Source organism: Niallia oryzisoli, assembly GCF_043641075.1.
GTDB lineage: Bacteria > Bacillota > Bacilli > Bacillales > Cytobacillaceae > Bacillus_BD > Bacillus_BD oryzisoli_A.
The window spans coordinates 319,196-332,690 of record NZ_JBHZRC010000001.1 but is presented as its reverse complement, the minus strand read 5'-3'; the positions used below and the strand labels follow the sequence as shown (position 1 = coordinate 332,690).

Below are 13,495 nucleotides of genomic sequence, written 5' to 3'. Positions count from 1 at the left end.
ATATACATATTTGTTGTTTTAAGAGGTGTTTTAGAAGTTTTGCAATTAAGGAATACATAAATAAAAAGTTCAGAGAGCGCTCCTCTGAACTTTTTAACGTTTCTTAATAAACCATTTCTTCCCCCTGATAAATCCGAAATGCTGGCACAATCGTATCTGAAACAATTTCTTTGCCTTTTTCACGAATAAAGTCCAATTTATAATATGCATCAAATCTTTGGCTGATTTCCGTTTTTACCAATTCAGGAGGAGTAACAACGATGAATTGAAACTTCAGCTTTTCGGCCACTGCGAAAATTGGATCAAGGACATGTGCTGAAGCAGCTTGTCCAAATGGATTATCACAGACTAATGGTACCCAGCTATGATCAGTTTCACTTTTAACTGACAACAGCATCATCATCATTACCATACGGGCGGATAGCTTTTGACCGCCGCTGCCATCGGATTTTGTCTTTGAACCTTGATTAATTGTCTGCCAGGTAGAATAGTGCTCCTTTTGGGGTTTTCCATACATAAAGGCATTATCGGTTCGCATATTATAAACAAGCAGCTCAGGGTAGCGATTTCGAAGGGATACAAATAAAATCCGCTCATCACTAATAAGCTGTTTTATTTCTTCATCTAAATTTTGATTGTTATCATCAATCCGCTCAAATTGTTTTGTAATTTTGTTGATAGCAGCAACAAAATGCTGCTTTAACAGTGGTTCTATAGCTTCAGCCTTTTTAGGCAGAATGTCTTCTTTCAACTGTACAAGTGGGAAGGAGCCTCGCTCATTCTTCAGCTTCATTTTTGCAATCATGGAACGTATCGCCTCTGAAATACTCATCATTTTCATGCTGGCACGGCTAGCCCAGAAGTTTTGCGCCTTTTCTGCCCTTTCCTTATCACGTTCTAATTGCTCTAATCCACTTTGTGAAAAACGCTTCATATTTTTTACGACACTTTGAATATGTGTATAATGCCTTGTATCCATATGGTCTAATGTCGTTAACACTTCATTTTTAAACCGAATTTCCCAATCCTTGCCTTCTATTGCGAGCTTTAAATTTCTTAATGATTGGTCAATTTTTGCATGCTTTTCCTTGCCTTCTTCTTGCATTGCTTGATGTTCCTCACACCAAGATAAAATACATGCTTTTCCTTGACCCTTTATTTTTTCTAAATCAATCTCAGTAAATGCTGCCGCTTCCTCCTTCAGGATAACAGATAAGGTTAACAAGTCTCCTTCATATCCTGTAATACTAGCAGTTGTTTCCTTTTGGCGCTTTTCCGCCCGCTTAACTTCTTCTTTCGTTAATTTTGTTCGATCCTTTATTTCTACTTCCTTAACTTCTAAGTCAAATTCTACCCATTCTTCAGGCTGTTTTTCATGCTTTGAAACTTTCTTCCCAGACTTTTCACGTTGTTCGATTGCATGTTTTAACGACGTTTCAGCAACGGTAACCGCAGTTCCTTGTTCACGTTCTTCTTTTTCGGCAGACTTTACTTCCTTTTGTGCCGTTTGAAGTATATTTTCTAATATACTCATAGGTTCATCCGGTTCCGGACTATTCTTCCAATCCTTGTTATGGGAGTTTAGTTTTTTCTCCAGTTTCTTTTGCTGTTTTTGCTCAGTTTCTTTCGTGGCCTGAATCACTAGCAATTCTCTAGCCTGTTCTTCCTTTGACTTCTGGAGCTGTTTTAACTCTTCGATACTTCCATTTATCTCTTCTAATAAATGCAGTGATAATCCTGGTACCTCATCACTAGGTTCAACTTTCTCTTCAGTTGGAAAGAAAGCTGTATCAACAAATAAGGCTATTTCTTTTATATTTTGTTCAGTTATAACCTTCCACTCTAAATACGTTTGACTCCACTCGTTTTGCATTTCAACAATCGTTTGGTATTCTTTTCCAATCTCTTTCTGAGCGATGCTTATGCTTTCCTTCTGTTTCTCTTTTTCCAGCTTCACCCGTTTGTTTTCTTGATGAATTGACTTTGCACGATCAAATTTCTCTAATGTTTCAACGTCTTTAGTAAGCTTTGAGATTTTTCGCTTTGTCTTTTCCAGCTGTTCTCTCAATTGGAGCTGTAATTCCTTTTCCTTTTCTTCTTGGATTATGATCTCTTGTAATTTTACTTTCTTAGAAAGAAGAGTATTCTGTTCCTGATTAATCTCTCTGTCAATATCACTAGAGAGATCTCTGGATGAAAAACGATCTATGTCTTTTAACATACGACGTAAGACTATTTCTGTTTTTTCAATTTCAACAAGTGTCTCTTTCTTTTCCTCTATTTGTTTAGCAATCTGTATTTTCCAATTTATGAATTGATGTTTATCTGTTAACAGCCCTTTCTCTGTTCCATTTAGGATAACAAAGGATGGCTCATCATTTTTGCTATTCATTTCCTCACGCAAGAAAATCGGCACAGGACTTTTATACATTCTTCCCGATAAAACCTGTTGGTTAATTTTTTGCCATTGCTGCCCACTTACGACTAATCCATATGGTAGAAGTGGATTCTGCAAAAGGCAGTTGGCCATTTCCTCTCCACTTAAAGATTGAAGAAATTGGGTACCATAGAACACATCAATACCGGTCTTTTCATCAATCCATTCCTTTAATTCTTTCACATCATTATTAGCAATCCAAAAGTGCTCATCATTTAATGAATGGTCCAGTTGTATTTCCCAAAGATCCTTTTTAATTTGTTCGCCTTGTTCTCTATTACTCCCTAGCATTTCTTCAATCTGGATGGCATATTTGGAAAGCAATGCGTGGGTTAGTGGAGTAGTAACTTCATCTATTAATCCATGGAGCTTGTCTACAAGCTTGGCTTCTTTTTGTTTTTGTTCCTCATTTGCACTGTTTAATTTTTCAACATTTTCCTCTGTAAATTGAATTGATTGGACAAGCGTTCCGTGTGAAGTAGCCAGTTGATTTTGCTTCTCACTGGACTTCTTACTATCCTTTTGGAGCTCTTCTAGCTTTCCCTTTTTATCTGCAATTTGTTTTGAAAGACCTAGTAAATAACCTTTTAAATCATAGGTTATGCGGTCTCCAAACTCTTTGATAAGGGTTCCTTCCTTCGATTCAAAGGTGTGCATTTGTGTATATAGAAAATCAATTTCCGTACTAAGCTGTGCGATTTCTTTAGTCTTTTGTTTATCCTGCTCCGACAGTTCAGCTGCTTTTTTCTTTAAAGACTTTTGATACCCTAAATACTGCTTTAACGCCTCTTGTATTGATTGATAAGAATGCTCCCATTGCACATTAGCTTCTTTTTTAATTTCATCCATTCTATGATTTACTTGATCTAGGCCGCTATTTTGTTCTAATTTCGCAATCTGCTGTGTTAAAGAGCCAATTGTTAGCTCATTTTCATACCATTCCTTCAATAATAATTGAAAGGACAGTAGATCTTTTCGTTCCTGTTTTTCCTTCACAATCTCTTCCAAGGATTGATGCTTATTTCTTTCTTCCGATAGCTTCTTTTCCCAATCTAGTACTTCTCTATGTGCTTTTGCATATTCTAAATTGTCTTTTTGGTAGCGTAACTCTCCTTGCCGTAAGGTTAACTTTTCAATTTCCTTATCTAATGTAAGCAGAGTTTCCTCTTCCGTTTGTTTCAAATGCTCTAAAGCACCTAGCAGCTGTCTTCCTACCTTTATACTTGCCTCAACAATTTCTTTATGCTCGATTCCCTTTGCAACATGCTCTTCAAAAGGGATGATGTCTTCTAAAAACTCCTTATGTGCCTGCTCTCTTTTTAAAAGAATTGGCAGGTCCTTAGCAATACTTGCTTGACTTTTGAAGATTTCGACTAAGTCGTTCTTTTGATGCTCGGTTCGATGCAGAACTTGACTAACAGTTGGTATGATACGTTTCTGAAACAGGGAATGGTCATCCTCTGCACCTTCAAAATATTTCCCTACTCCGCCTTCATCCTTATTAATTTCCTTCATAATATCCCAATCTTTACGGTTAATGCCGTAAGTATCAAGAATGCGATAATGCTTCTTCGTATCTCGATAAACATCATACCCATTCCATTTTAGATAGTCCTTCAAACCTTCCGTTTCAGCGACCTCATCGTTTTCATACAGTGGAATATGCTCAAGTGCTGCCTCTTCCTTACGTTCAAATTCTCTTGTATAGAAGGTTATATTAGGGAGTATCTTCGCTTCCTGTTCCAATGGTTTATTTTCATTGCCAATTTCTTCACTCATTGAAATCCTCTGCTCTGCCGAAAACATACCTCCCGTTACTAGGTGTCTGCGATCCGCACCATCTAATTCCCATTGGATAACAACATGAAAGGTATAGGGAATAAATTGTTCTTTATTATTAAAAAAGAATTGCTGATAGTAACGATTGTTTTGTTTTCCCCATGAGGTTCCAGGCTTAAGGATTTGAAAGATGGTTTGCAGAAACACACCTTTTCCGCCCCCGTTCATCATAGCGATTAGACCGTTTGTTGAGGTTTCTTCATTATGAAAATTAAAAGTCGTATCCTTGTATTGCTTTTGCATGCCATCATACTTTAGGCCAACAATTCTAATTCGATGGATTTTCGGCATGCCCATCCTCCTCTGTATTCATCAGTTTTTTAAACATTTCATAACGATCATAATCGTGATATAAGTATTCAATCCGTTCAAAAAGCTCTTGTTTTGGGACTGCCTTTGGAATATCATCCCGATCAAGAATGACAATCAATCCCTCCGTCTCTAATAATTTCATTGCACTGGCAATTAAACCGATTCTGGTTCTCCTATTGGCCTTTTTAACTCCATAATCCTCCGTATCAACCTCCATATACTTCCAGGTTGTCACAACGTCCTTCATATCAATTCGTACTTCTTCACCCATTCCAGGTTTTGTTTTTAGGATGCTGTCCCAATTCATGATTAAATCGTTTACCTGCCGCTCTAATGTGTAGTAGCTGATTCCTTCCCGTTTCGTACGGATTTTTGCAGCTTGGTTTTGATCAATCGCTGCTAAAAAGGACATAATGACGACACTAATAAGATGAAAGTGTTTTTTTGTTTCTATTTGCTTGTGCTTTTCTTTCATATGGGTAAAATTTGTCGCAAAAACAGATCCGGTTGGTTGAACGACTATTTGAATGCGCTTCGGCGATTCAATAATATATGTACCAGATTCATCCGCTAATAATAAAACGGTCTGTCTTACTTCTGGATCAAAATACGTTTGGAAATGCTCACTATTTTCGTCAATTACTTTATCTTTTAACAGGGAAAAGTAAACCGCTGATGCTCTCTTGATGGTTTCTGCATTCATCTTTTCTCCTCCTGTATACATATTTTAAAAGGGGTTATTTTCATATGCTGCCAGTGGAATGGCTCTGCTTTAGGGTCAAATTTTGTATAAAGTTTCAAGCCTTCAAACATCTGAAATTGCGGGTATTCCTTCATCAGTTTATATAGAAGAATCTCTCTTTCGTCACTAAATGTTTCTTCCTTTCGATGCAGCACTTGTACCTTTAATGGCTTTTTATCAAACATCATCCATAAATCGATGGTTTCAGATTCTTTAAACCATAAATTCTGTATTTCTAATGGCAACTCCCCTAAGTCAGCTAGAGAAAATTCTCTATAGGTTTGTAAATATTGAAAAACATAACTCCATGCCATGATGACAGAATCCCAGTTTGTCACACGCTGATGAGTAATCGCTTTTTCAGTCTCTTCTTCCACTACAGTCTCTTTTTGTTGCTTTTCATCAAATTCCTGTTCACCCCATATCCAATCCAAGGGTAGAATAAATTCATTTTTCGGTGAAAATAAGGGTGAAAGTACACTTTCTATTAGTTCAAAACGACGAACGCCTTCCTTCATGAATCCATTCTCATAAATATGCTCTCGAAATGAGACCAGGCTGGTTTCCCAAAACAATGATGGATTTTCCGCTTTTAATTTCATCTCATACGATATATTTTGAATGACCAGCTTAGCAAAACGATCATGTAATTGCCTTGTATGGCTAATTTTCTCCTGGAGAAGAGTTAACTCTTTCTGAACTGCATTATCTTCTTCATTCCGACGTTTCGTTTTTTCAATCATGCTCGTAATCGTACGAAAATGATTTTTTTCTTCTTCAAATTGCTGTTCAATTTCGGCCCGACTGTCAGACCTCTGCGATTTATCTTCAATCAATAATATTTTGGGATTGTTAATCATTTCCTTTTGAAAGGTAAATTCTTTTGCCATTAAGCGGTTTACTCGTGAAATGAGGTTATCGAGGTTTCGTGTGGCTTTTCTAAAATTACCGTTTTTAATCAGCTGCATACTATAGAGCTGTTCAATCGTTATGGAGAATTCTTCAGCCATTTCCCTACTCATAAAAATCATTTCCTGAGATACATCTGTGAGTTTGTAAACAATGGAGCTGCCCAGCTCTAAGTTTGTATATAATTCATCCATTGTTACATACCTGAAAACTTGAGTTTCCCAGAATTGTCTTATTTCATCGTAATATAAGGCTTCAAACGGTTTAGTATATTCTTCCTTTCCCTGGTATAAAAGACCGCTTGTAATCCGTTCAATTTGTCTATCATCTGCTAAAAGCTTCATTTGTTTAATAGTGTCCTCTACTATATACCTAATGTCTGACTTACGTCTATTATCATCATCATTTAATTCCCGGTAAAAGATGGTGAGGAGCACTTGCATCAGAATGGTTTGAATATAAGGCTTAAGCTCGCCTACGTCCATTCCCCTTCCAAGCTCAAACAGTGGATTTAATCGTTGCATTCGCTGGGCGAATCCTTCCCATGATTCGTTCACATCCATTTCCTCCATGTTTCAATTGTAAGTACCTCCTGCGGTATACGCTTATTCGCTATCCATAATTTCTCTAATAGCGCTTGCTCCTCCTCAGTAAACCATTGAAAGAATCGATCACGGTATTTGAGATTTTTTGTCTGCTCCATTTTCTGGTCATTTCTTTGCGCAATACATTCGAGCATTTTGCGATAAATTTTCAACGCCGGCTGAATACAGCAATTCGGATTTTTTTCAATTAAGCGAATGAAGATTCCATAACCTGCTGCATCTAGATCACCTGCGTAATAGAAGAGATAGTTTTTTGGCGGAAACATGCGAAAGAAGAAGGAAAAACTTCGTTCAATTTTAGCCCCTTCACCATAGATAATCAGTTCAGGCTCATAATCGAGTTGATCCTTTTCCAATAGTTTTATGGAAGTATGAAAGAAAGATAGATTTTCGATAATCAATACACGCTGAATATCCTTAATGTCTTTCCCTTGCTTGATCCAAAAAACAAAAGGCTCTCCGTAATTAACCATTTTAAGCTGATCCTCTGCTGTACCAATTCTTGTTAAAAAACCTTTACCTTCTGGAAAGCGGTCACTATCTAGCAAGAATTTTTCATGCCCAAACAACTCAAGGCTTCGTTCTTCGATAGATACCATTTCCCTATCTTTACTGGTTTGAAGAAATGTGTGTAAACTCAGGATACGATTCCATTCTTCCTTTGTTTGCCATTCTGGATGACGTTCATAATAAGAAAAGTCAAACTGATTACTTAATTTCATCATTTCCAAACGGTCCCATTTGGACTCCTGCGCTTTACTATTAACCCAGTAATATAGGCTAAGTGACGGTGATTTTCCGTTGTATTGTTTATTTAGGATAGGGATAAGCTCGCCTTCCTCCTGTAAGGTTTCAATTGCATGATAAAATAACGTATAACCCTCCATTTCAAAATAATCATCCAAAAGTCTGCGCAGCGACAGCTCTAAATCATTTATATTTATTTTCTTTTTTTGTTTAGGGTGTTGAATATCAGCAATAAAACCTCTCACCCGTTTTTCAATGATATTGATAATATCTCACCTGCTTATATCTTCTTTAAGTTTCAGAAATAGAATCCAAGATTGTAATTAGGACATCTATTAATTATAAACTAGTTGCCGTATGGTTGGTAAATGAATTTTTCTTTAATTATCCTGCAAAAATTACAGCAGAATTCCTATTTATTCAATGCATTTGTCCTATGCCAAAAGAAAAAGCACAATTCTTCCTTCACTGAATTGTGCCGGTTTGTATGAATATATTTAAGAAGCGATAATATGAACGAAGACGATAAAAAGTGCAAAACCTATCAAAAGCGTATGTGTGATGCGAAGATTCTTCATCTTCTTGTTCTTGAATAAAAGTGTTCCAAAAACACCTGCAATCAGCATGAAACTAAATGCGATTAATCCAATTATCCCCTCGGTTTCCAATTCCCCTTCACTTATGTATATGATCATTCCATGAGATATACTCAAAGCCAATGCGATTATTCCAATAAACAAATGATATTTTCCAAAAAACTTAGAAATAGAGATAAAAATGCTTTTCAATTCTGGAATATTTTTTATTGCCCATTTGCTTGTTCTTCTCATTGGGAATATGACTCCCGCAGCACCCAGGACAATTACGGTACTCCATCCAACCAACTTCCCAATATCTTCATATTTTTCTGTCACACTATCCCCTTCCTCACCATGATGTTCATATTTTTCTTCAAAATCATCATCTGCCGAAACGGTATTGCTTTCTATTGTTACAAAATTAATGGTAAAAGTGGCTAATAATGAGATGAGTAACAGTTTAAAAAATTTCATACTATTCTCCTTTTATGTTGCGAATTTATGTCTTTAGAATATACCCCAAAAATGAAAAAACACTGAAAAAACGTTTTTCCAGAGCTTTTGATTCATTTTGTGAAAGTGCTTTTATAATTTGGATTTAATTATTATCCGCTAAAATAAAGAAAACCCACGATTTGCACCGTGAGTTTTCTTATTTTAACTTTATTAAATAAATGGTAATTTTTCTTATGTTTATCTTCAATTCCTACTTATGAAGAATAATGGTCATTTAAAGTAAAATGAACAAGTTCAATATTCCGAGGGTAGGAGATTTGCAGTAAACCATCATTTATTTGAATATGCATGTGTTGCGCATGTGCTGCTTCTGGAAGGTTGATAATTCGCTCAAATTCACCATATGTTCGTTCCCTAATAATTTCTTTTTCTAGTATTAAAAAAGGATGGATGATTCCACTAATTTTTAGTTGTGTATTTGAGATTAAGTGAAGGGACAGACTCTCACGGTCAACACCAGGTATCTCAAAAATAATAAAGGTATAGTGTTCATTTTGATAAATATCATATTTTGGCTGGAAATGATGCATTCTTACCATTTCGTCAGGATATTTTTCTTCAAGAACACGAGTCCAAAAATCGGTTTTTTTGTATTCATTCGTTATTTGTAACCATTTTCTTATTTTTTCTATGTCCATCGTACTGCTCCTTTATATTTGGTTAGCAATAGGCATAGAAGGATTCGCTATTTGATCTTGATCACTAATATCCGGATCCACATTTCCTGAATTTAAAATGGCAGAAGGTGGAGAAAAATCACCTAGCGAAAAATTCGCTCCAATGAATTTACTATTGGCAGTATGACTGTTATGCACAGTAGGTCCAATATCAATATTTCCGTTTTGATTCGCTCCATTTACTTTTATATTTAAAATATTAATTTGATATGGCATATCAAATATCTCCTTTTATCTAAAATGGGGGTATTGGCGGTGACGGCGGTATTGGTGTATTAACATAGGAATTATCCGTATTTCCAATTGCTGATTGATCGTTTACATCTGGATCATTTAATAAATTTTCCATGATTGCTTCTGTAGGTGATGTGTCACCATAGGATGAATTCATTCCTTGAGATTTGTTATAGGCTGTTGGACTATTGTAAGATGCTTCACCTATTGTGATTGAGCCATTTCCAGATATACTATTGATTTTTAAATAATGTAAATTGATTACAACTGATGGCATTTTTAACACCCTTCTATCCGATATCTTGTCGTATCCTTACACCACCATATGCTGCACTATGCCCATTTGTTCCTTCTTGTCTGTCATATAAATAAAGTTTAATGATTATTAGTTATATATTTTAATAGATATCGGTTTTTATAAATGAATCAAATAATAGAAAAACAAAACAGGCTACACATTGTAGCCTGTTTCATCATGCATCATTTTTACACCAAATCAGATATTGACTGGGCATTCTCCAAATCACCAATAAGGGTAGTATGGATAGCCATAGCCGTAGCCATAGTACGGGTAACCATATCCATAGCCATATCCATAAGGACCTAATAACGCACTACCTAATAATCCTCCAACCACTCCACCTAAAAACGGATTGAAGCCGAAACCAAAACCGAATGGTCTACCGAAACCGAAACCGAATGGTCTTCCGAAACCGAATGGTCTTCCGAAACCGAACGGTCTTCCGAAACCGAACGGTCTTCCGAAGCCGAATGGTCTTCCAAAACCAAAGGGTCTCCTGCCAAAGATCCTTTCATCAGTCTCATACGTTTGAACAGGCTCAAGATCACTATACATGCTTTCTTCCTCCCGAACGATTTATTATTAAACTTTTTAATAAAGAGGTTTCTAAGTTACCAGCCTATCTAGAATAGCCTCAAAACAATTTGCTGCTTCAATGAATTGTCTTTTTATTTTTACCTCCTCATGTAATGTCAAAATAGTGTATGTGTCCATAGCATAAGCTGAATAGATTAGCGCCTACTTTTTCTTATTATTTTAGAGGTTTAAATATGTGGAAAATTTAATCCATATATAATAATTTAATCTGAAACAATTTCATAAACCTTTATATAATAAAAGGGTAAAACATCTAAATGTAAGGAGTGGAGGAGACATGAACGAGGAACTTCAAAGGTTATTTAATAATTTAATACAGATTGAACATTTATCTACGACATTATATCTTGCCATGTCAGCATATATGGGAAAGTTAAACTTAACCGGTATGGCTCACTGGCTTAGATTGCAGTCTGAAGAAGAAAGAACCCACATGTTAAGATTAGTTGATTTTGTAGTGGATCGGGATGGTACTGTCCAACTTAATAGTCTCCCTGCACAGCCAAGCGACTTTGGTACACCTCTTGATACTTTTCAAAAAGTTTTAGCTCATGAACAATTTGTTACAAATTCTTATCGTCAAGCGTTTACCTATGTCAATCAAACAGACCCGCAAGCGGCTGTGATTATACAAGATTTTTTAAGGGAACAGATCGACGAGGAGGCACAAGCCAAAACAATAATCGATCGACTTAAACTTGCTGAGGGCAATCCTTCTGCCCTATTATTATTAGATCAGGAATTAGGTGCCAGAAAAGCAGCAACAACTGCACCAGCAGCTGGATAAACGATAATAGTATAGTATGGTCAGCCGGGTTTATCTGGTTGACTTATTTTTTTATACATAAAAAATAGCCCCTATAAAATGTATAGGCGGCTATAAGTATTTGTCCGACAAGGTTTCTCTCTTTGTACCAAACGGATTTAAACACTGTGGAAAATATGTATGTCAATTTAATAAAATTTCTAATTGGCGGGACCGCCTGGGAATCGAACCCAGCTAAGACAACACCTGCCTCACAGACGGTTTTGAAGACCGCGGGGGACACCAGTGCCCCATTCAGCCCCGTTTACATTTTTAGTATACTAAAAAAATAACACTTCCACAATATCGATATATTGACAATTCTATGTATAAAATCAGAATCTTATAGAAGAAAATGAATAATTGACTAAATTCATCCCTCTTCTTTCTTTCTTGTCTGAATATAGGAAAAATTATATAATATAAACTGATAGAATAATGATGTAGGTGAGAAATATGTTAGATGGTTGGTTTCTATGGTTTATACTGTTTTGGGTTGTTGTTTTGATGGGATCCTTTGCAATCGGCGGTTTCTTTATGTTCCGCAAATTTTTAAAAAAAATGCCAAAGGAAGACGGAAAATCAGATATGGACTGGGAAGAATATTATGTTAATCATACGATTCATTTATGGCATCAGGAGGAAAAAGAACTGCTTGCAGATTTAGTATCCCCGGTTCCAGAGCTATTTCGGGATGTGGCCAAGCATAAAATTGCTGGAAAAATCGGCGAACTCGCCTTAGAAGAAAAAGTTGAAAGAATAAATCAGGATATTGTAATTCGAGGATACATTATGGCCACCCCAAAACGTGATCATAAATTCCTGCTTAAGAAATTAGAAGAAAGACAGATTGAATTAACACCTTATAACCATTTATTTTAACCATAAGCTGTATAGTTGAATAGTATTGATTTTAGAGGTAGGTAAACAGCAAGTGAAGTGCTGAAAAAGAATTCAGATACTAAGTTTTAAAAAAGGCATCAATCATGCGAATGATTGGATGCCTTTTTTCATTTTAGAATGTCTTATTATTCATCATGGTTAGTTGCCTATTAAGCTTTTGAAAGCTGAAGTACATGGCCACGCGCCAAGGCACAATCATACTGAAGGCTAATAAAAAGAACATACCACTAAGCTCACCAAAATCGATTGTCGAACTTAATATTAACTTTGCGGCAAGTCTGATAACAAAGAGTCCCAATAAAATAAACATGAATGCACGCGAACGTTTTAAATAAATGCTGTTATTTTTAATTTCAAATTTCGTTGTTTTAATAAGGAGGATGGAGAATAACATTCCAATAACGATTGATTCGAGCATTTCCATTGATGTTAATCTAAATTGCGGTACAACATACATTAATGCCCCGGTGCTCATAAAGACTGGCGGAAGTAATATTTTTTTTAATGTAGCAGGCTTCTTTGCTGCCTTCATTCTAACAAACATGGCAAAAACTGCCATACCAACGGCTCCTACTGATGAAACAAGGACTAAATTCATATATATATTCATCCCTTTTTTTTAGATCAAATGCATTAACATTATATCCTATATAAGCCCAATGATGAAACCATTATGCATAGTTCATTAGCTGAAAACGTGATTTATATCTAACAACTACCAAACAATATCGTAAAATAAAGAAGCTGGCAACACTAAGTATCTGCCAGCTTTACCATTTTCTTAGTTTAGTATTTTTTCAATGGCATCCGCAACACGTGATGCATCGAAAGGCTTTACAATAAAGTCCTTTGCTCCTGATTCAATGGCCTCAACCACCATTTTTTGTTGTCCCATTGCGGAACACATGATGACTTTTGCGTTTGGAAATTCATTTTTAATTTCCTTAACAGCTTGAATACCGCTAACCTCAGGCATTGTTATATCAAGTGTGACTAGATCAGGCTGCAATTCTCGATACAAACGTATAGCATCTCTCCCGTTTTCGCCTTCTCCTACAATCTCATGTCCTGCCTTTGTAAGAATAGTAGATAAAGTCATTCTCATGAATTTTGCATCATCAACAATTAGAATTCTCGCCAAAACTTTTTCCCCCTCATTAACCAAACAAAGCACTATGTAGAAAAGTCATACAAATCATGATTCTACTACTAACTATAATGGAACATATACTGATTTACAATTCATGTCACAGGAATGTACGATTATTCTAAATGCCTGAAAAAGTTTCTAAT

Annotated in this window: 13 protein-coding genes and 1 tRNA gene; 2 read left to right on the top strand and 12 right to left on the bottom strand. The window is 35.9% G+C overall.

Annotation, left to right across the window (positions count from 1 at the left end):
• Nucleotides 1–103: 103 nt before the first annotated feature.
• The 9 genes from ACHUFV_RS01785 to ACHUFV_RS01745 all read right to left on the bottom strand — a co-directional run bounded on the left by ACHUFV_RS01785 (nt 104) and on the right by ACHUFV_RS01745 (nt 10,452).
• Complete coding sequence (locus ACHUFV_RS01785) at nt 104–4,567, bottom strand: hypothetical protein (protein ID WP_394231889.1); 4,464 nt, start codon at nt 4,565–4,567, stop codon at nt 104–106.
• Complete coding sequence (locus ACHUFV_RS01780) at nt 4,545–5,291, bottom strand: DUF6063 family protein (RefSeq protein ID WP_394231887.1); 747 nt, start codon at nt 5,289–5,291, stop codon at nt 4,545–4,547. The genes ACHUFV_RS01785 and ACHUFV_RS01780 overlap by 23 nt, the downstream gene beginning before the upstream one ends.
• On the bottom strand, nt 5,288–6,802 hold the full coding sequence (locus tag ACHUFV_RS01775; RefSeq protein WP_394231885.1) for a hypothetical protein: 1,515 nt from the start codon (nt 6,800–6,802) through the stop codon (nt 5,288–5,290). The genes ACHUFV_RS01780 and ACHUFV_RS01775 overlap by 4 nt, the downstream gene beginning before the upstream one ends.
• Complete coding sequence (locus tag ACHUFV_RS01770; protein WP_394231883.1) at nt 6,793–7,836, bottom strand: Wadjet anti-phage system protein JetD domain-containing protein; 1,044 nt, start codon at nt 7,834–7,836, stop codon at nt 6,793–6,795. Before ACHUFV_RS01770 ends, ACHUFV_RS01775 begins: the two co-directional genes overlap by 10 nt.
• Nucleotides 7,837–8,088: 252 nt before the next feature.
• Nucleotides 8,089–8,643 carry a hypothetical protein gene (locus ACHUFV_RS01765; protein ID WP_394231881.1) on the bottom strand — a complete coding sequence of 185 codons (555 nt, stop codon included), beginning with the start codon at nt 8,641–8,643 and terminating at the stop codon, nt 8,089–8,091.
• Between the two features lie 236 nt (nt 8,644–8,879).
• Entirely contained in the window at nt 8,880–9,323 is a 444-nt protein-coding gene (locus ACHUFV_RS01760; protein WP_394231879.1) for an Hsp20/alpha crystallin family protein, read from the bottom strand.
• A gap of 12 nt (nt 9,324–9,335) precedes the next feature.
• On the bottom strand, nt 9,336–9,578 hold the full coding sequence (locus tag ACHUFV_RS01755; protein WP_394231877.1) for a spore germination protein: 243 nt from the start codon (nt 9,576–9,578) through the stop codon (nt 9,336–9,338).
• 19 nt (nt 9,579–9,597) lie between these two features.
• Nucleotides 9,598–9,873 (bottom strand): spore germination protein, encoded by a 276-nt coding sequence (locus tag ACHUFV_RS01750; RefSeq protein WP_394231875.1) that lies wholly within the window; start codon nt 9,871–9,873, stop codon nt 9,598–9,600.
• A gap of 246 nt (nt 9,874–10,119) precedes the next feature.
• On the bottom strand, nt 10,120–10,452 hold the full coding sequence (locus tag ACHUFV_RS01745; protein WP_394231873.1) for a hypothetical protein: 333 nt from the start codon (nt 10,450–10,452) through the stop codon (nt 10,120–10,122).
• A gap of 319 nt (nt 10,453–10,771) precedes the next feature.
• Between ACHUFV_RS01745 and ACHUFV_RS01740 the strand changes: the two genes are divergently transcribed.
• Nucleotides 10,772–11,281, top strand: coding sequence for a ferritin (locus ACHUFV_RS01740; RefSeq protein WP_394231871.1), 510 nt, complete (start codon nt 10,772–10,774; stop codon nt 11,279–11,281).
• A 184-nt stretch (nt 11,282–11,465) separates the two neighbouring features.
• Here ACHUFV_RS01740 and ACHUFV_RS01735 read toward each other — a convergent pair.
• A tRNA-Sec gene (locus ACHUFV_RS01735) sits at nt 11,466–11,562 on the bottom strand.
• Between the two features lie 193 nt (nt 11,563–11,755).
• On the opposite strand from ACHUFV_RS01735, the gene ACHUFV_RS01730 reads away from it, so the two are divergent.
• The gene (locus ACHUFV_RS01730) at nt 11,756–12,181 is read left to right on the top strand and encodes a DUF2621 domain-containing protein (protein ID WP_394231869.1); all 426 of its coding nucleotides are present in this window, start codon (nt 11,756–11,758) and stop codon (nt 12,179–12,181) included.
• A gap of 133 nt (nt 12,182–12,314) precedes the next feature.
• Here ACHUFV_RS01730 and ACHUFV_RS01725 read toward each other — a convergent pair whose 3' ends face one another.
• Both ACHUFV_RS01725 and ACHUFV_RS01720 read right to left on the bottom strand, forming a co-directional pair.
• Nucleotides 12,315–12,800 carry a CcdC family protein gene (locus ACHUFV_RS01725; protein ID WP_394233347.1) on the bottom strand — a complete coding sequence of 162 codons (486 nt, stop codon included), beginning with the start codon at nt 12,798–12,800 and terminating at the stop codon, nt 12,315–12,317.
• 183 nt (nt 12,801–12,983) lie between these two features.
• Complete coding sequence (locus ACHUFV_RS01720) at nt 12,984–13,343, bottom strand: response regulator (protein WP_394231867.1); 360 nt, start codon at nt 13,341–13,343, stop codon at nt 12,984–12,986.
• Nucleotides 13,344–13,495 lie beyond the last annotated feature (152 nt).

Coding starts and splice junctions, on each gene's coding strand:
- ACHUFV_RS01730 (WP_394231869.1), top strand. CDS start 11,756: ATGTTAGATGGTTGGTTTCTATGGTTTATACTGTTTTGGGTTGTTGTT.
- ACHUFV_RS01775 (WP_394231885.1), bottom strand. CDS start 6,802: ATGGATGTGAACGAATCATGGGAAGGATTCGCCCAGCGAATGCAACGA.
- ACHUFV_RS01740 (WP_394231871.1), top strand. CDS start 10,772: ATGAACGAGGAACTTCAAAGGTTATTTAATAATTTAATACAGATTGAA.
- ACHUFV_RS01765 (WP_394231881.1), bottom strand. CDS start 8,643: ATGAAATTTTTTAAACTGTTACTCATCTCATTATTAGCCACTTTTACC.
- ACHUFV_RS01760 (WP_394231879.1), bottom strand. CDS start 9,323: ATGGACATAGAAAAAATAAGAAAATGGTTACAAATAACGAATGAATAC.
- ACHUFV_RS01750 (WP_394231875.1), bottom strand. CDS start 9,873: ATGCCATCAGTTGTAATCAATTTACATTATTTAAAAATCAATAGTATA.
- ACHUFV_RS01780 (WP_394231887.1), bottom strand. CDS start 5,291: ATGAATGCAGAAACCATCAAGAGAGCATCAGCGGTTTACTTTTCCCTG.
- ACHUFV_RS01725 (WP_394233347.1), bottom strand. CDS start 12,800: ATGAATTTAGTCCTTGTTTCATCAGTAGGAGCCGTTGGTATGGCAGTT.
- ACHUFV_RS01755 (WP_394231877.1), bottom strand. CDS start 9,578: ATGCCATATCAAATTAATATTTTAAATATAAAAGTAAATGGAGCGAAT.
- ACHUFV_RS01745 (WP_394231873.1), bottom strand. CDS start 10,452: ATGTATAGTGATCTTGAGCCTGTTCAAACGTATGAGACTGATGAAAGG.
- ACHUFV_RS01785 (WP_394231889.1), bottom strand. CDS start 4,567: ATGCCGAAAATCCATCGAATTAGAATTGTTGGCCTAAAGTATGATGGC.